Source organism: Micromonospora sp. NBC_01638 (assembly GCF_045209745.1).
GTDB lineage: Bacteria > Actinomycetota > Actinomycetes > Mycobacteriales > Micromonosporaceae > Micromonospora.
The window spans coordinates 306,805-324,069 of record NZ_CP109273.1 but is presented as its reverse complement, the minus strand read 5'-3'; the positions used below and the strand labels follow the sequence as shown (position 1 = coordinate 324,069).

15 protein-coding genes are annotated in these 17,265 nt (G+C 70.8%); 11 read left to right on the top strand and 4 right to left on the bottom strand.

Features of this window, described 5'->3' with window-relative positions; all coding sequences use genetic code 11:
• The first annotated feature begins 138 nt into the window (after positions 1-138).
• The 3 genes from OG811_RS01380 (at position 139) to OG811_RS01370 (ending at position 4,456) form a co-directional block, all read left to right on the top strand.
• A complete protein-coding gene (locus tag OG811_RS01380; RefSeq protein WP_406071507.1) occupies positions 139-621 on the top strand; it encodes a Rieske (2Fe-2S) protein in 483 nt (160 codons plus the stop codon).
• 157 nt (positions 622-778) lie between these two features.
• Positions 779-2,767 carry an excinuclease ABC subunit UvrC gene (gene uvrC, locus OG811_RS01375; RefSeq protein ID WP_406071505.1) on the top strand — a complete coding sequence of 663 codons (1,989 nt, stop codon included), beginning with the start codon at positions 779-781 and terminating at the stop codon, positions 2,765-2,767.
• Positions 2,768-3,796: 1,029 nt separating this feature from the next.
• Positions 3,797-4,456, top strand: coding sequence for a C39 family peptidase (locus OG811_RS01370; RefSeq protein ID WP_406071504.1), 660 nt, complete (start codon positions 3,797-3,799; stop codon positions 4,454-4,456).
• Between the two features lie 81 nt (positions 4,457-4,537).
• Here OG811_RS01370 and recQ read toward each other — a convergent pair whose 3' ends face one another.
• Positions 4,538-6,379: a DNA helicase RecQ gene (gene recQ, locus OG811_RS01365; protein WP_406071502.1), complete on the bottom strand. Its 1,842-nt coding sequence runs from the start codon at positions 6,377-6,379 to the stop codon at positions 4,538-4,540.
• A 268-nt stretch (positions 6,380-6,647) separates the two neighbouring features.
• Between recQ and rapZ the strand changes: the two genes are divergently transcribed.
• The 8 genes from rapZ (at position 6,648) to OG811_RS01325 (ending at position 13,853) form a co-directional block, all read left to right on the top strand.
• A complete protein-coding gene (gene rapZ, locus OG811_RS01360; RefSeq protein ID WP_406071500.1) occupies positions 6,648-7,580 on the top strand; it encodes an RNase adapter RapZ in 933 nt (310 codons plus the stop codon).
• Entirely contained in the window at positions 7,577-8,608 is a 1,032-nt protein-coding gene (locus OG811_RS01355; RefSeq protein ID WP_406071499.1) for a 2-phospho-L-lactate transferase CofD family protein, read from the top strand. The genes rapZ and OG811_RS01355 overlap by 4 nt, the downstream gene beginning before the upstream one ends.
• A 54-nt stretch (positions 8,609-8,662) precedes the next feature.
• Positions 8,663-9,643, top strand: coding sequence for a DNA-binding protein WhiA (gene whiA / locus OG811_RS01350; protein ID WP_074312802.1), 981 nt, complete (start codon positions 8,663-8,665; stop codon positions 9,641-9,643).
• 263 nt (positions 9,644-9,906) lie between these two features.
• Positions 9,907-10,911, top strand: coding sequence for a type I glyceraldehyde-3-phosphate dehydrogenase (gene gap / locus OG811_RS01345; protein WP_406071497.1), 1,005 nt, complete (start codon positions 9,907-9,909; stop codon positions 10,909-10,911).
• A gap of 52 nt (positions 10,912-10,963) precedes the next feature.
• Positions 10,964-12,223 carry a phosphoglycerate kinase gene (locus OG811_RS01340; RefSeq protein WP_406071495.1) on the top strand — a complete coding sequence of 420 codons (1,260 nt, stop codon included), beginning with the start codon at positions 10,964-10,966 and terminating at the stop codon, positions 12,221-12,223.
• Positions 12,224-13,015: a triose-phosphate isomerase gene (gene tpiA / locus OG811_RS01335; RefSeq protein WP_406071493.1), complete on the top strand. Its 792-nt coding sequence runs from the start codon at positions 12,224-12,226 to the stop codon at positions 13,013-13,015.
• A gap of 95 nt (positions 13,016-13,110) precedes the next feature.
• Positions 13,111-13,371 (top strand): preprotein translocase subunit SecG, encoded by a 261-nt coding sequence (secG, locus tag OG811_RS01330; RefSeq protein WP_406071492.1) that lies wholly within the window; start codon positions 13,111-13,113, stop codon positions 13,369-13,371.
• A 140-nt stretch (positions 13,372-13,511) separates the two neighbouring features.
• Entirely contained in the window at positions 13,512-13,853 is a 342-nt protein-coding gene (locus OG811_RS01325) for an RNA polymerase-binding protein RbpA (RefSeq protein WP_272612564.1), read from the top strand.
• A gap of 32 nt (positions 13,854-13,885) precedes the next feature.
• Here the strand turns inward: OG811_RS01325 and pgl are convergent, their stop codons facing one another.
• From pgl to zwf, 3 genes are read right to left on the bottom strand one after another with little or no spacing between them, the layout of a single operon-like run.
• Positions 13,886-14,656 carry a 6-phosphogluconolactonase gene (gene pgl, locus OG811_RS01320; protein ID WP_406071490.1) on the bottom strand — a complete coding sequence of 257 codons (771 nt, stop codon included), beginning with the start codon at positions 14,654-14,656 and terminating at the stop codon, positions 13,886-13,888.
• A complete protein-coding gene (locus OG811_RS01315) occupies positions 14,649-15,680 on the bottom strand; it encodes a glucose-6-phosphate dehydrogenase assembly protein OpcA (protein WP_406071488.1) in 1,032 nt (343 codons plus the stop codon). The genes pgl and OG811_RS01315 overlap by 8 nt, the downstream gene beginning before the upstream one ends.
• A 34-nt stretch (positions 15,681-15,714) precedes the next feature.
• On the bottom strand, positions 15,715-17,265 hold the full coding sequence (zwf, locus tag OG811_RS01310) for a glucose-6-phosphate dehydrogenase (protein WP_406071486.1): 1,551 nt from the start codon (positions 17,263-17,265) through the stop codon (positions 15,715-15,717).

Here is a 17,265-nt window from a genome sequence, read left to right as displayed (position 1 = left end):
GGCGAGCCGGTCTGGGGCCGCCCCGTCCCATTTCCTGGGTCGGACAGATGCCGCGATGAACCATCCGGCACAGTTGCCCGTGTGGAGAAGTATGGGCCGGCTTTCTGACCGGCACAGCGGGCTACAGAGAGGCGAGGCATGAGTGACGATCAGGCGCTGACCGGTCCGGGTACGCAGACACGTCGCACCCTGCTCACCGGGGTCGGGGCGGTCGGTGCGGCCGTCGTCCTGGCTGCCTGCGGCAGTGACGACGGCAGCGGCAGCGGCGCCCCCACCAGCGGCGGCCCGGCGGTGCCCAGCACCGGCGACGCTGGCGGCGGCGACCGGCAGGGCGCCCAGTCGTTGGCCACCACCGCCGACATCCCGGTCGGTGGCGGCAAGGTCCTCGCCACCGAGGGCGTGGTCATCACGCAGCCCACTGCCGGCCAGTTCAAGGGCTTCAGCCCGATCTGCACCCACCAGAACTGCCCGGTGACGAACGTCGACGGCGGCACCATCAACTGCACCTGCCACGGCAGCAAGTTCTCGATCGAGGACGGCTCGGTGAAGGCTGGCCCGGCCACCAAGCCGCTGCCGCCCAAGAACATCAAGGTCACCGGCGACCAGATCTCGCTGGCCTGACCCGGCCGGGGGAGGCAGCCGGCCCCGGGGCTGACTGATCGACTCGCGTTCCGGCAAGTCGGGGTGTCCGCCGCCCGTCGACACCCCGACTTCCCGAAAACCGAGTGGATCTAGCGCTGGCCGGGGGATGTCGGTGCTGCGGACTAGGCTTGCTGGCGTGGCTGACCCCTCGACCTACCGCCCCGCACCCGGCACCATTCCGGAGTCACCGGGGGTCTACCGCTTCCGCGACGGCACCGGCCGGGTGATCTACGTCGGTAAGGCGAGGAACCTGCGCAGCCGGCTCAACTCCTACTTCGGCGACATCTGGAACCTGCACGAGCGCACCCGACAAATGGTCACCACCGCCGAGTCGGTCGACTGGATCACCGTCGGCACCGAGGTCGAGGCGCTCCAGCAGGAGTTCACCGAGATCAAGCAGTACGATCCCCGGTTCAACGTCCGCTACCGCGACGACAAGTCGTACCCCTACCTGGCCGTCACCCTCGACGAGGACTACCCACGGCTACAGGTGATGCGCGGCGCCAAGCGCAAGGGCGTGCGCTACTTCGGTCCGTATTCGCATGCCTGGGCGATCCGGGAGACCCTCGACCTGTTGCTGCGGGTGTTCCCCGCCCGCACGTGCTCCGCCGGGGTGTTCAAACGGGCCGGCCAGGTTGGCCGCCCCTGCCTGCTCGGCTACATCGGCAAGTGCTCGGCGCCGTGCGTCGGCACCGTCTCCGCCGACGAACACCGCGCCATCGTCGACGGGTTCTGCGACTTCATGGCCGGGCGCACCGACACCATGGTTCGCAAGATCGAGCGCGAGATGACCGAGGCGAGCGAGCAGCTGGAGTTCGAGCGGGCCGCCCGGCTGCGCGACGACGTGGCCGCGCTGCGCCGGGCCATGGAAAAGCAGACCGTGGTGCTGGGCGACGGCACCGACGCCGACGTGGTCGCGTTCGCCGACGACCCGCTGGAGGCGGCCGTCCAGGTCTTCCACGTCCGCGACGGCCGGGTCCGCGGCCAGCGAGGCTGGGTGGTCGAAAAGACCGAGGACCTGACCACCGGCGACCTGGTGCACCACTTCTGCACCCAGGTGTACGGAGGCGAGCACGGCGAAACCGACGTGCCCCGGGAGCTACTGGTGCCCGAGCTGCCGGGGGACGCCGACGCGTTGGCCGAATGGCTCTCCAACCACCGCGGCAGCCGGGTGTCACTGCGGGTGCCGCAGCGCGGCGACAAACGCGCACTGATGGAGACGGTGGAGCGCAACGCCAAGGACGCACTCACGCGGCACAAGCTCAAGCGGTCCGGTGACCTGACCACCCGGGGCAAGGCCCTGGACGAGATCAGCGAGGCCCTGGGCATGCGCACCTCGCCGCTGCGCATCGAGTGTTTCGACATCTCCCAGATCCAGGGCACCGACGTGGTCGCCAGCATGGTGGTCTTCGAGGACGGGTTGCCCCGCAAGAGCGAGTACCGGCGGTTCATCATCCGAGGCGCCACCGACGACCTCTCCGCGATGTCCGAGGTGCTCCGCCGCCGCTTCGCCCGCTACCTGGACGCCAGGGCCGAGACGGGCGAGGTGGGGGTGGAGTCGGCCGACGACCCGGCCGCCCCGGAAGACGCGGTCGAGCCGCAGGTCGGTGTCCTGATCGATCCGACCACCGGCCGGCCGCGGAAGTTCGCGTACCCGCCGCAGCTGGTGGTCGTCGACGGCGGTGCCCCACAGGTCGCCGCGGCCGCGCAGGCCCTCGCCGACCTGGGCATCGACGACGTGGCCCTGTGCGGGTTGGCCAAGCGGCTGGAGGAGGTCTGGCTCCCCGACGACGAGTTCCCGGTCATCCTGCCGCGCACCTCGGAGGGGCTCTATCTGCTGCAACGGGTCCGTGACGAGGCCCACCGGTTCGCCATCACCTTCCACCGGCAGCGCCGCTCCAAGCGCATGACCGAGTCGGCGCTGGACCACGTACCCGGCCTGGGGGAGGTGCGGCGCAAGGCGCTGCTGCGTCATTTCGGCTCGCTCAAGCGGATCTCCGCCGCCACAGTCGAGGAGATCACCGAAGTGCCCGGAGTGGGCCGGCGGACCGCCGAGGCGATCCTGGCAGCCCTCGACAAGGACACGACAGCCGACGACAGCGCAACAGCGGCGCCAAGTCCCTGAGCCTGCCCCCAGCCCGCGTGCTCGCGTGTGCGTGGTCGCCCCCCTTTCTCGCGATCTTGCACTTTCTGCCTCGACTTAGGGGGCATTCCACGCATCTCGGCGACCGGAACTGCAAGATCGGCGCGGCGGGGCGCTGCGGCGGGGCGCTCTGGAGTGGCGAACCTGGGTTCGGGAGTTCACCGTGCCCCGTTGGCCCAGCAACCGAACGCTGAACGCAAACGGTGTTGTCCTGGTTGTAGTTGCTTCGTTCATGGGCTGAGGGCCCTGTTTCCTGGTTCGAGCACGATCTTGGGCCGGTCGAGCAGCGAGGGTCCCGTCGGAGTGAGCGTTTTGGGCGCTTTGTCTGCATTGTGGGTGTCGGGGGTCTTCGGCGGACCATCCAAGCGGTGCTGGGGGAGGTCTCCGGCGGTCCGGTCCACTGTTTCTCGAAGGCCAGTCTGGCGAGCTTTGAAGCGGGCCATGATCGGCGCAGTTTCAGGGTGGTGTTGCCTGCCTGGACCGCGTCGGGAGGCAGCGTTGCCGGTGCCGCAGCTGACCGGGCCGCGGTACGCCTCGTTGACCGCCGTGATCTCGGGTGATGGTGCGGATGTGCCTCGGGGTTGGGTCTGGCCGGGTGGGGTTGGTGTCCGGTTCGGGGGTGTCGCCGGTTGGGGGTGCGGCTGGTTGGGGTGGCTGTCCCGGTTTTGGGGTTGGTGTGCTGTGGTCGGGTCCACTCCGGTGGTGGAATCGGTGGCGGGTCGGGGTCGTTATACCTGGCATGCCGCCGTAGCCCGACGGGCTGTGGTGTGCGGCAGTCGCCGGGAACATCCGGCCGGCGGCCTCGGTTACATCCCCCCGTAACCCGGGACGGACAAGGTCCGCCAGCCGCCGGCAGTCGCCGGGAACATCCGGCCGGCCGCCCCGGTTACATCCCCGGAACCCCGAGCAGGTCCCCCGATCGCCGGGCCGTTCCCGTGAACTTTTCTTCGCACGGTCGCACCCCCGTCGAGTGCCGTGCGGACACCCCCCGATGCAGAGGAGCACGCCATCATGCGTACCGATCTGATCCGTAAGACCGCTCTGACCGCTGCTGGGCTCGCCTTCACCGGCGGCGCCATCATCGGCCCCGTCACCGCCGCCTACGCCGCGTCCGACGCCAAGCCCGCCACGCAGACCCAGTCGGACCGCAAGCCCGCCGGTGAGCGTCAGCTGGGTGTGCGCTACGAGGCGCAGCCGAACTTCTACTACTGCGGCCCCGCCGCCGCCCGTAACGCCCTGAGCGTGCAGGGCAAGGACATCAGCGTCGACGCCATGGCCAAGGAAATGGGCACCACCGAGGCCGGCACCGACTCCATCAACGACATCACCCCGGTCCTGAACAAGGAAACCGGTAAGAACGACGCCTACCGCAGCGTCGAGATCAGCACCCCCGCCGCTGACGCCAAGCAGACCGACACCCTGCGCGCCGACATCGTCAAGACCGTCGACGACGGCCGGGCCATGGTCGCCAACATCGCCGGCACCAGCGTCGACACCAACGGCGGCGTGCACTCCTTCGAAGGCGGGCACTACATCAGCGTCGTCGGCTACCGCGACAACGGCAACGTGGTGAAGATCGCCGACTCCGCCGACCCGAACACCGCCTCCTACGAGATCACCACCGAGCGCCTCGCCGACTGGATCGCCACCCGCGGCTACGCCACCAGCTGACCCACCGCGCACCACAAAACACCACAAGCACCAACCACGAAGGGCCGGACCCCACCAGGGGCCCGGCCCTTCGTCATGCCATCAGTCGGTGGCGAGGACGGCCAGGATCTGCTCGCCGTACTTGGCGAGCTTGTTCTCGCCGACCCCGCTGACGCGGGACAGGTCGGCCAGCGTGCCCGGCGCGTCACTGGCGATCTGCCGCAGCGTGGCGTCGTGGAAGATCACGTACGCCGGGACGCCCTGTTCTTTGGCGGTGGCCGCCCGCCAGGCGCGCAGCCGCTCGAAGAGCGACGTGGCGGCCGGGGTCAGCTCGGTCACGACGGTGGACGAGCCGCGCGGCTTCGATGAGCGGCTCGATGCGGGCTTCTCCGGTTCGCGGCGCATCGTCACTGTGCGGCGGCGACCCAGGACGTCGGTGCTCGCCTCGGTCAGCGCGAGCGTGCCGTAGTCGCCCTCCACGGCGAGCAGCCCTTCGGCGAGCAGTTGTCGGACCACGCCCCGCCACTCTGCCTCACTGAGTTCGGAGCCGATGCCGAAGACGGTCAGCGAGTCGTGACCGTACTGGCTGATCTTGTCGGTCTGCTTGCCGAGCAGGATGTCGATGCAGTGCCCGGCGCCGAAGTGCTGGTTGCGTTCGCGGTCGAGCCGAAAGACGGCGGAGAGTAACTTCTGGGCGGCGACCGTGCCGTCCCAGGACTCCGGCGGGGTGAGGCAGGTGTCGCAGTTGCCGCAGGCGGATGTCGTCGTGTCGCCGAAGTATTCGAGCAGCTGGACCCGGCGGCAGCGCACCGTCTCGCAGAGGGCGAGCATGGCGTCCAGGTGCGCGGCGAGGTTGCGCCGGTGGGCGAGGTCGCCGTCGGACGTCTCGATCATCTTGCGTTGCTGGACCACGTCCTGCAGTCCGTACGCCAGCCAGGCGGTGGACGGCAGGCCGTCCCGCCCGGCGCGGCCGGTCTCCTGGTAGTAACCCTCGACGGACTTGGGCAGGTCGAGGTGGGCGACGAACCTGACGTCGGGCTTGTCGATGCCCATGCCGAAGGCGATGGTGGCCACCATGACCAGGCCGTCCTCACGCAGGAAGCGCTGCTGGTTGGCGGCGCGGGTGGCCGCGTCCAGCCCGGCGTGGTAGGGCAGAGCGGCGACCCCGTTGGCGGTGAGGAACTCCGCCGTCTTGTCGACCGAGGCCCGGGACAGGCAGTAGACGATGCCGGCGTCGCCGGGGTGCTCGTCGCGCAGCAGGGCCAGCAACTGCTTGCGGGGCTCCCGCTTGGGCACGATCCGGTACTGGATGTTGGGCCGGTCGAAGCTGGCCACGAAGTGCCGGGCGTCGTCGAGCTTGAGGCGGGTGGCGATCTCGGTGCGGGTGGCGCTGGTCGCGGTGGCGGTCAGCGCGATCCGGGGGACCTGCGGCCAACGCTCGTGCAGCATCGACAGCGCCAGATAGTCGGGGCGGAAATCGTGCCCCCACTGGGACACGCAGTGCGCCTCGTCGATCGCGAACAGGGAGATGCGCCCCCGGTCCAGCAGGCCGAGGGTGGAGCGGACGCCGAGCGCCTCTGGAGCCAGGTAGAGCAGGTCCAGCTCGCCGGCGAGGAAGGCCGCCTCGACCCGACGCCGGGCGTCGAGGGTCTGGGTCGAGTTGAGGAACCCGGCGCGTACGCCGACCGCGGTGAGCGCGTCCACCTGGTCCTGCATGAGCGCGATCAGCGGGGACACGACGACCGCGACCCCGTCGCGGACCAGGGCCGGGATCTGGTAGCACAGGGACTTGCCGCCACCGGTGGGCATCAACACCAGCGCGTCGCCGCCGGCGACCACATGGTCGATCACGTCCTGCTGGAAACCGCGGAAGGCGTCGTAGCCGAACACCCGGCGCAGCACCGGCAGCGCGTCCTCGGTACGCAGGTCGGTGGGAGAAGCCATCCGCGGAGTCTACGAGCCGACCCCGACAGCACCAGCCCGGCGTACCGAGGTGGGTGCGCCGGGTTGGCTGGCTGGTTCGCTGGGCCGCGGGGCTGGGCCTTTTCCCGACCACAATATTGATCGTTATCCAGGACGGCGGCTGTCCGGTCATCGTCGACCGCCCGGCGACCCGTGGCGGGTGCCCGGCCTCGGCCCGGCGGCGGGATAGAGTCGCTGATTGACAAATCGCGGCCGACGGCGGCCGCGGCGCCACGGCTTGGGGGTACGGGTGAGCGAGGCGCGCACAGCCGGTGACCGGATCGACGACCCGGCTGCCGTTGACGGGCAACTGGCGGCCGAGTCGGAGACCACACTCGTGGTGGTCACCGGTGTCTCCGGGGGTGGCCGCAGCACGGTTGCCCGGGCGTTGGAGAACGTCGGCTACTACGTCGTGGACAACCTGCCGCAGGCACTGATGCTGGACATGGCCGAGCTGGCGTTCAAGGCGGGCGGCGCGGCTCGGCGTACGGCGATGGTGTTGGACGTGCGGTCGCGGGCCTTCTCCACGGACCTGGCCGGGGCGATCCGGGAGCTCAAGGAGCGTGGTTTCTCGCCCCGGGTGGTCTTCGTCGACGCCGACGACGAGGTGTTGATCCGGCGGTTCGAGAGCGTTCGCCGTTCGCACCCGTTGCAGGGCGACGGGCGGCTGGCCGACGGCATCGCCGTGGAGCGCGGGTTGCTGGAGGAGGCGCGCGACCAGGCCGACGTGATCATCGACACCAGCCACCTGAACGTCAACCAGCTCCGTCGGCGCATCGAGGAGCTGTTCGGCGGCGAGGATGCCCGCCGGCTGCGGGTCACCGTGCTGTCGTTCGGCTTCAAGTACGGCCTGCCGCCGGACGCCGACTTCGTGCTGGACGCCCGTTTCCTGCCCAATCCGTACTGGGTTCCGGAGCTGCGCGAGCACACCGGGCGGGAGGAGGCGGTCAGCGCGTACGTGCTGGGCCAGGAGGGCGCGGACGCCTTCGTCTCCGCGTACGCCGACCTGGTCAACGCCACCACGGCCGGCTTCGAGCGGGAGGGCAAGCGGTACCTCACGGTCGCCGTCGGCTGCACCGGCGGCAAGCACCGCAGCGTGGCCATCGCCGAGGAGTTGTCCGGCCGGCTGCGCCACTCCGGGCTGGCGGCCAACGCCCAGCACCGCGACCTGGGGCGGGAATGACGGCCCGTCGGGTGGTGGCGTTCGGAGGCGGGCACGGGCTGTCCGCCTCGTTGCGCGCGCTGCGCCACTGCGCCCCCGAACTCGACCTCGACATCACCGCGGTGGTCACCGTTGGTGACGACGGCGGCTCCAGTGGCCGGCTGCGCGCCGAGCGGGGTGGTCTGCCCCCGGGTGATCTGCGCCAGGCGCTGGTGGCGTTGGCCGGGGACCACCCGGCGACCCGGCGCAGCGCCGGGCTGTTCCAGCACCGCTTCGTCACCGCACTGGCCGGCGTACCCCAGGTCGTCGCGGGTGACCCGGCGGTGCCCGGCGACGCCGACCGGACGGCGACCCGCACCGACGGGCTGGCCGGGCACGCGGTGGGCAACCTGGTGCTCTGCGGCCTCACGGAGCTGCTCGGCGACCCGGTGGCCGCGCTGGAGCACGCCGGCGCGATGCTCGGCGCGGTCGGCCGGGTGTTGCCGATGTCCCGCCAGCCGGTCGACATCGAGGCGCAGGTACGCGGCGCCGACCCGGCCGCCCCCGACGAGGTGCGCACCGTGCGTGGCCAGCACCAGGTGGCCGTCACGACCGGGCGGGTCGAGGCGCTGCGGCTCACGCCCGCCCGCCCGCCGGCCTGCGCCGAGGCCATCGAGGCGATCAGGGCGGCGGACTGGTTGATCTTCGGGCCGGGCAGCTGGTACACCAGCGTGCTTCCGCACCTGCTGGTGCCGCAGCTGGCCGACGCGATCGTGTCCTGCTCGGCCCGGCGGCTGGTCACGCTGAACCTCGCCGCGGAGAAGGAGACCCTTGGGCTCTCCGTCGCCGACCATCTCGCGGCTCTGCACTGGTACCTGCCCGAACTCAAGGTGGATCTTGTGCTCGCTGATGCCAAGGCGGTGGGTGACCCCGAACCGGTCGAACGTGCGGCAGAATCGCTGGGTGCCCGCCTGGTCCTCGCCCCCGTCGCCGTCACCGGCGGCACTCCCCGCCATGATCCGGTTGCCCTGGGCGCCGCGCTGGTGCCTGTCCTGGGCTCCGATCGTTAGACACGTACGTAATCTCCGGCGACACGCCGGAACCGGTCCGTGAGGGGACGCACAATGGCGATGACGGCCGCGGTCAAGGACGAGCTGAGTCGGGTCGACGTGCCCAAGCCCTGCTGTCGGCGGGCGGAGATGGCCGCGCTGCTGCGCTTCGCCGGCGGGCTGCACATCGTCTCCGGCCGCGTGGTGGTGGAGGCTGAGCTGGACACCGGGGCGGTGGCCCGGCGGCTGCGGCGGGAGATCGCCGAGGTCTACGGGTATCCCAGCGAGATCCACGTGCTGGCCTCCGGTGGGCTGCGCAAGGGCAGCCACTTCATCGTGCGCGTGGTCAAGGACGGCGAGGCCCTCGCGCGGCAGACCGGCCTGCTCGACGTGCGGGGCCGCCCGGTGCGCGGGCTGCCCCCACACGTGGTGGCGGCGAACGTGTGCTGCGCGGTCTCCGCGTGGCGGGGCGCGTTCATGGCACACGGTTCGCTCACCGAGCCTGGCCGCTCCAGCGCTCTGGAGATCACCTGCCCCGGGCCGGAGTCGGCCCTCGCGCTGGTCGGCGCGGCCCGCCGCATCGGCATCACCGCCAAGAACCGTGAGGTGCGCGGGGTGGACCGGGTGGTGGTCAAGGACGGCGACGCGATCGCCGCGCTGCTCACCCGGATCGGCGCGCACTCCAGCGTGCTGGCCTGGGAGGAGCGCCGGGTACGCCGCGAGGTGCGGGCCACCGCCAACCGCCTCGCCAACTTCGACGACGCCAACCTGCGCCGCTCGGCGCGTGCCGCGGTCGCCGCCGCCGCCCGGGTCACCCGCGCACTGGAGATACTCGCCGACGAGGCGCCCAACCACCTGACCGACGCCGGGCGGTTGCGCCTGGAGCACCGGCAGGCGTCGCTGGAGGAGTTGGGCGCGCTGGCCGAACCGCCGTTGACCAAGGACGCGATCGCCGGGCGGATCCGCCGGCTGCTGGCGCTGGCCGACAAGCGGGCCCGGGACCTCGGCATCCCGGATACGGAAGCAGCCGTCACGCCCGACATGCTCGTGGTCTGATAGGACGGTAAGGCCGCACGGTGCGTCCGGGACCACGACCCGGCGCAGCGTGGTCTCGCACGCTCGGATAAGGTCGCTGCGTACGGCAAGGGGGCCGACACAGGCACTCCTCGTCGTGCCCACCGCCTCGGGCGGTCAGGTCCTCAGACCGCGGCGGGGTGGCCGAGATGAACCGTCAACGGCCGGCTCCAACGGTCGGCGCACACCACTCCGCCGGCCCGTTGTCTGAAGCCGGCAGACCAAAACGCGAGGAGATGGGACCTGTGACCATCCGGGTTGGCATCAACGGCTTTGGCCGAATCGGCCGTAACTTCTTCCGGGCAGTGCTGGCGTCTGACGCCGACATCGAGATCGTGGCGGTGAACGACCTGACCGACAACGCCACGCTCGCCCACCTGCTCAAGTACGACACCATCCTGGGTCGCCTGCCGTACGAGGTCAAGGCCACCGCCGACGAGATCACCGTCGGTGGCAAGACCATCAAGGCGTACGCCGAGAAGGACCCGTCGAAGCTGCCGTGGGGCGACGTCGGCGCCGACGTCGTCATCGAGTCGACCGGTTTCTTCACCGACGCCACCAAGGCCAAGGCGCACGTCGACGGTGGGGCCAAGAAGGTCATCATCTCCGCCCCGGCGAAGAACGAGGACGTCACCGTCGTCATGGGTGTCAACCACGACACCTACGACCCGGCGAAGCACACCATCATCTCCAACGCTTCGTGCACCACCAACTGCCTCGCCCCGATGGCGAAGGTCCTGCACGACACGTTCGGCATCCAGCACGGTCTGATGACGACGATCCACGCGTACACCCAGGACCAGAACCTCCAGGACGCGCCGCACTCGGATCTGCGTCGGGCCCGGGCTGCCGCGCTGAACATCGTGCCGACCTCCACCGGTGCCGCCAAGGCGATCGGGTTGGTCCTGCCGGACCTCAAGGGCAAGCTCGACGGGTACGCCCTGCGGGTGCCGATCCCGACCGGCTCGGTCACCGACCTCACCGTCAACGTGGCTCGCGAGACCACCGTGGACGAGGTCAACGCCGCGCTGAAGGCCGCCGCGGACGGCCCGCTCAAGGGCATCCTGGTCTACAACGAGGACCCGATCGTCTCCTCCGACATCGTCACCGACCCGGCGTCGTGCATCTTCGACGCGCCGCTGACCAAGGTCGTCGGCAACCAGGTCAAGATCGTCGGCTGGTACGACAACGAGTGGGGCTACTCCAACCGCCTGGTGGACCTGGTCAAGCTGGTCGGTTCCTCGCTGTGAGCGCGAGGAGTGAGCTTGCGAGCCCCGCAGTCGCGAAGGGAAGGCTAGCTCTGTGAGTGCCCTCCGGACCCTCGACGACCTGCTCGCCGAGGGGGTGTCAGGCCGGCGCGTGCTGGTGCGCGCCGACCTGAACGTCCCGCTCGACAAGCAGACCGGTGCGATCACCGATCATAACTCCGCCTCCGCGCCGCAAGGCGGCACTCCGGACGGAGTGAGGATCGCCGACGACGGCCGGATCCGGGCCGTCCTGCCCACCCTGAGCGCGCTCGTGCAGGCCGGCGCGAAGGTTGTCGTCTGCTCGCACCTGGGCCGTCCGAAGGGCGCGCCGGACTCGCAGTTCAGCCTCCGTCCGGTCGCCGGGCGGCTCGGTGAGCTGCTCGGCGCGCCGGTGCACTTCGCCACGGACACCGTCGGCGATTCCGCCCGCTCCACCGTCGCGGACCTGGCCGACGGCCAGGTCGCCCTGTTGGAGAACCTGCGCTTCAACGCGGGTGAGACCAGCAAGGACGAGGCCGAGCGGGGTGCCTTCGCCGACCAGCTCGCCGCGTTCGGCGACGCGTATGTGGACGACGCGTTCGGTGCCGTGCACCGCAAGCACGCCAGCGTCTTCGACGTGCCGGCCCGGCTGCCGCACGTCGCGGGCCGACTGGTGCTGCGTGAGGTCGAGGTGCTCTCCAAGCTCACCGCCAACCCCGAGCGGCCGTATGTGGTGGTGCTCGGTGGGTCGAAGGTGTCCGACAAGCTCGCCGTGATCGAGGCACTGCTGCCCACGGTCGATCGGCTGCTCATCGGCGGCGGGATGTGCTTCACCTTCCTCCGGGCCCAGGGCCTGGAGGTGGGCACCTCGCTGCTCGAGAAGGACATGGTCGAGACCTGCCGCAACCTGCTGGAGCGGTCCGGCGGCAAGATCATGCTCCCGGTCGACGTGGTGGTCGCGGACGCGTTCGCCCCGGACGCCGCGCACGACACGGTACGCGTCGACGGCATCCCGAGCCACCGGCTCGGTCTGGACGTCGGCCCGGAGACGGTGGCCGGCTTCAGCGCCGCACTGTCCCAGGCGAAGACGATCTTCTGGAACGGCCCGATGGGCGTGTTCGAGATGCCGGCCTTCGCGGCGGGCACCCGGGGGATCGCCGAGGCGATCACCAAGGCCGACGCGTTCAGCGTCGTCGGTGGCGGCGACTCGGCGGCGGCGGTCCGTGCCCTGGGGCTGGACGAGTCGTCCTTCGGGCACATCTCCACCGGCGGCGGCGCCTCCCTGGAATACCTGGAGGGCAAGACCCTCCCCGGCATCGCGGCCCTGGAGAACTGAATGTCGAGCACGACCCGTCGGCCGTTGATGGCCGGCAACTGGAAGATGAACCTCAACCACCTCGAGGCCAACCTGCTGGTGCAGAAGCTGGCGGCGAGCCTCACCGAGAAGCAGCTCACCGACGTCGAGATGGTCGTGCTGCCGCCCTTCACCGACCTGCGTACGGTGCAGACCGCGGTGGACGGGGACAAGCTGCTCATCGGCTACGGCGGGCAGGATCTCTCCCCGCACGCGTCCGGCGCGTACACCGGGGAGATCTCCGGCCCACTGCTGGCCAAGCTCGGCTGCACGTACGTGGTGGTCGGGCACTCCGAGCGGCGGGCCTACCACCACGAGGACGACGCGCTGGTCAACGCCAAGGTGAAGGCGGCGCTGACGCACGGCCTGACCCCGATCCTCTGCGTGGGGGAGGGGCTGGACGTGCGCGAGGAGGGCAGGCACGTGGCGCACTGCGCCGACCAGCTCGACGGCGGCCTGGCCGGGCTCACCCCCGAGCAGGTGCGGCAGGTCGTGATCGCGTACGAGCCGATCTGGGCGATCGGCACGGGCAAGACCGCGACGCCGGAGGACGCCCAGGAGGTCTGCGGGGCGGTCCGTCAGCGACTGGCGGAACGCTTCGACCAGGACACCGCCGACCAGGTCCGGGTCCTCTACGGCGGCTCGGTCAAGGCGTCCAACGCCGCCTTGATCATGGCCCAGCCGGACGTGGACGGGGGCCTGGTGGGGGGCGCCAGCCTGGACGCGGAGGAATTCGCTCAGATCTGCAGGTTCCCGGAGCACATCGCCCGCTGATCGCTCGGTATCCTGGACACCGCCCGTCCGCCGGTCGGTGCCGCTGTGCCCGATCACCCCGGGCGAGGATCGCTACGAGAGGACTGACCCCAGCCATGCCGATCTGGTTCGCATACACGTTGATCGTGTTGCTGATCATCACGAGCGTTCTGCTCACCCTGCTTATCCTGCTGCACCGCGGCAAGGGTGGCGGTATGTCGAGCATGTTCGGCGGTGGCGTCAGTTCCAGCCTCGCCGGCTCCTCGGTCGCGGAGAAAAACCTGGACCGATACACCGTTCTGGTGAGCATCGTCTGGTTCGCCGCCATCGTCGGGCTCGGGCTCTGGCTGCGCCTCCAGATGAGCAGCGGCACCTGAGCAGGCTCGTAAAGTCGTACAATCTGCGCGCGGTCCGTCACTCGACGGGCCGCGCGCAGGCTTTTCTCCGCTGCACCGCGTCGCCCGCCGCCCACCCCTTGACGACGGCGGGTCCCCTCCGACGACAGGAGCGAGCAGCCGTGCCGAGTGGCAACGTCATCCGCGGCGCCCGAGTCGGGTCCGCGCCCATGCGCCCCGACGAGCGGCACCAACCCGCCCCCCGACAGGACGTCACCTACTGGTGCCGCAACGACCACCGGATCGACATTCGGATCGCCGCGGACGCTGAGGCGCCGCCGCTGTGGGACTGCCCCCGCTGCGGCCTGCCCGGGGGCCGGGACGCGCAGAACCCGCCAGGCCGCGTCCGCGCCGAGCCATACAAGAGCCACCTGGCGTACGTGAAGGAGCGGCGCACCGCCGAGGAGGGGGAGGCGCTGCTGGCCGAGGCGCTCGCCGCGCTACGTCGCCGCCGAGGCGAGTAGAGGAGCCCCGCGGACGGGGCCCCTCCTCGCCGTCAGCGGAGGCTGCGTAGCCGGGCGGGCACGTCGGCTGCCGCTGCCCGGTCCAGCAGCCAGCGGGTGCGGTCCACGCCGTGCACCCCGGCGGCCGGCAACTGCACCGGCCCGGCACCGGCCAACGCCATGCCCACCGCGCGAGCCTTGTCGGCGCCGCCGGCCACCAGCCAGACCTCCTCGGCGGTGTTGATCGCCGGGAGGGTGAGCGTGGTCCGCATCGGCGGCGGCTTGGGGCTGCCCCGCACCGCGCTGACCGGCCGGGTCTCGTAGTGCACCGGGTGCTCGGGGAAGACCGAGGCCACATGCCCGTCCTCGCCCACGCCCAACATGAGCACGTCGAAGTGCGGCAGCGCGGCGTGCCCGGGCCGGGCGGCGCGCGCCAATTCCTCCGCGTACGCCGCTGCCGCCGCCTCGGGGTCGTTGCCGGTCGGGCCGTCGGAGGCCGGCATCGGGTGCACCCGGGCCGGGTTCAGCGGCACCACATCCAGCAGGGCGGCCCGGGCCTGGGTCTCGTTGCGGTCCGGATCACCGGCGGGCAGGAACCGCTCATCGCCCCACCACACGTCGACCCGGGACCAGTCCACCGCGTCGCGGGCCGGCAGCGTCGCCACCGCCCGGTACACGGCTGCGGCGATCCGCCCACCGGTGAGCACCACCGAGGCCTCGCCCCGGTCGGCCTGGGCGTCGAGCAGCTTCACCAGCAACCGGGCGGCCACGGCCTGCGCCAGCAGGTCGGCGTCCGCGTGGACGGCGACACTCGCCTCACTCATGGGATGCGCCTTCGTCGCCGCTCGTGCCGGCGTGCGCGGCGACCCCGGCCTCGGCGCGCTGCGCAGTGGCCGGATCCTTCCAGACGTGCACCCGCTGCGGGGGACGCTGCTCCAGCCCACGCAGCCCGACCGTTGCGCCCAGCGCCTCCGCGTACACCTGGTCGGCGTCCAGACGGCGCAGTTCCTCGGCCAGTTCGTCACCGAGCGGTCGGCGGACCAGGGGCAGGGGCCGGTCGTCCTGGCCCGTCCGCCGGAACACCGCCATGCTGTCCTCGCGGGTCAGCGTCAGCTGGTCACCGTTGGCGCAGCTCAGCTGCACCTCCCGCATCCGGGGAAACTCGTCGGAGTCCACTCGGTGCGGGGTGATGCCGAGCCGGCTGGCCAGCCAACCGACCATCAACGTCGCCGTCGGGTCGGTGGGCGGCGCGACCACGGTCGCCTCGACAACCTGCGCGCTGGTGGTGTCGAACGCCCCGGCGACGAGGGTCCGCCACGGGGTGATCCGGGTCCACGCCAGGTCCGTGTCGCCCGGGGCGTAGTCCCGGGCTCGCTGCCGCAGCGCCTCCACCGGGTCGGCGGCCTGCGCCGAGTCGGTGATCCTGCGGTCGGCGACAACCCCGAGGAAGTCGGTGGCGATCTCCGCCGGAGGCTCGCCGTGCCACCAGGTGACCACCGGTACGTCCGGAACCAGGAGCGGCATCACGACCGACTCGGCGTGCAGGGCCAGCCGGCCGTACATCCGGGTGACCACCGCCTCGCACGGGCCGAGCCGGCCACCGACCACGATCTCCGCGTCCAGTCGGTTGCGGTCCCGCTCGATATCGGAGCGGACCACCACCAGCAGCCGGCACGGGTGGGCGGCGGCGGCGATCGTCGCTGCCGCCTCCGCCTCACGGACCCGCTTCTCATCCACGACCACGATGAGGGTGAGCGCCATGCCGCTGGCCACCCCGCCGGCGCTGCGCCGCTCGGCGGCGAGCGCCTTGACCACCTCGTTGCCGGTGGTGTCCCACAGCCCGATCACTGGAGCCTCCTGGTCTGCGTCATGCCGCGCCCACTCACGCGCGCCGCCATGCGCGGCCCTCGCGTGCCAGCATCTCGTCGGAGGCCCGCGGCCCCCACTCGCCGGCGCGATACGGCTCCGGTTTGGTGCCCACCCAGGCGTGCTCCAGCGGGTCGATCACCTGCCAGCTCTGCTCGACCTCGGCCGCGTCCGGGAACAGGGTGCGGTCGCCGATCAACACGTCGAGCACCAGCCGCTCGTACGCCTCCGGGCTGGACTCGGTGAACGCCTCGCCGTACTGGAAGTCCATCGCGATGTCGCGGACCTCCATCGTGGTGCCCGGCACCTTCGAGCCGAACTTGAGCACCACGCCCTCGTCCGGCTGCACCCGGATGACCAGTTGGTTGTTGCCCAGCGACTCCATGTCGGCGTCGTTGAACGGCAGGTGCGGCGCCTTCTTGAACATGATGGCGACCTCGGTGACCCGGCGGGGCAGTCGCTTGCCGGCCCGGATGTAGAACGGCACCTCGGCCCACCGGCGGTTCTGGATGCCCAGCCGCACCGCCACGTACGTCTCCGTGGTGGAGTCGGTGGGAACGTCCCGCTCCTCCAGGTAACCGACCGCGCGTTCGCCGCCCACCCAGCCGGGCAGGTACTGGCCGCGTACGGTGCCCCGGCTGACGTCCTTGGGCAGGGTGATGGCCTTGAGCACCTTCAGCTTCTCGGCCCGGATCTCGTCGGCGTCGAAGCTGGTCGGCTCCTCCATCGCCACCAGGGCGAGGAGTTGCAGGAGGTGGTTCTGCAGTACGTCACGGGCGGTGCCGACGGTGTCGTAGAAGCCGGCGCGGGTGCCGATGCCGACATCCTCGGCCATGGTGATCTGCACCGAGTCGACGTACTTGGAGTTCCACAGGGGCTCGAACAGGTTGTTGGCGAACCGCAGGGCGAGGATGTTCTGCACAGTCTCCTTGCCCAGGTAGTGGTCGATCCGGAAGACGTCCTCCCGGGTGAACACGTCGTCGACGAGGTCGTTGAGCGACTTCGCCGAGGGCAGGTCGTTACCGAACGGCTTCTCCACCACGACCCGGCGCCAACCGCCGGACTTCTCGTTGTCGGCCATCCCGGTGCGGGCCAGCTGCTTGAGCACGACGGGGAACGCGGCCGGGGGGATGGAGAAGTAGAACGCCGCGTTGCCGGTGATGCCGTGGGTCTGCCGCAGGTCGTCGAGCGTCGCCGCGAGGTGGTCGAAGGCGGCGTCGTCGTCGAACGACCCACCGACGAACTTGATGTTGCCGGCCAGCCGTGCCCACACCTCCTCCCGCCAGGGCGTACGGGCGTGCTTGCGCGCAGCTTCGCAGGCCAACGTCTCGAAGTCGCCGTCACCCCAGTCGCGACGCGCGAAGCCGAGCACCACGAAGCCGGGCGGCAGCAGCCCCCGGTTGGCCAGGTCGTAGACCGCAGGGAGCAGCTTTTTCCGGGCCAGGTCGCCGGTCACCCCGAAGATCACCAGAGCGCACGGCTCCGGGATCCGGGGCAACCGGCGGTCCTGCGGGTCGCGCAGCGGGTTCACGCCGCCTCCTCGCTCCGCTTCATTCACGTCGTCCAT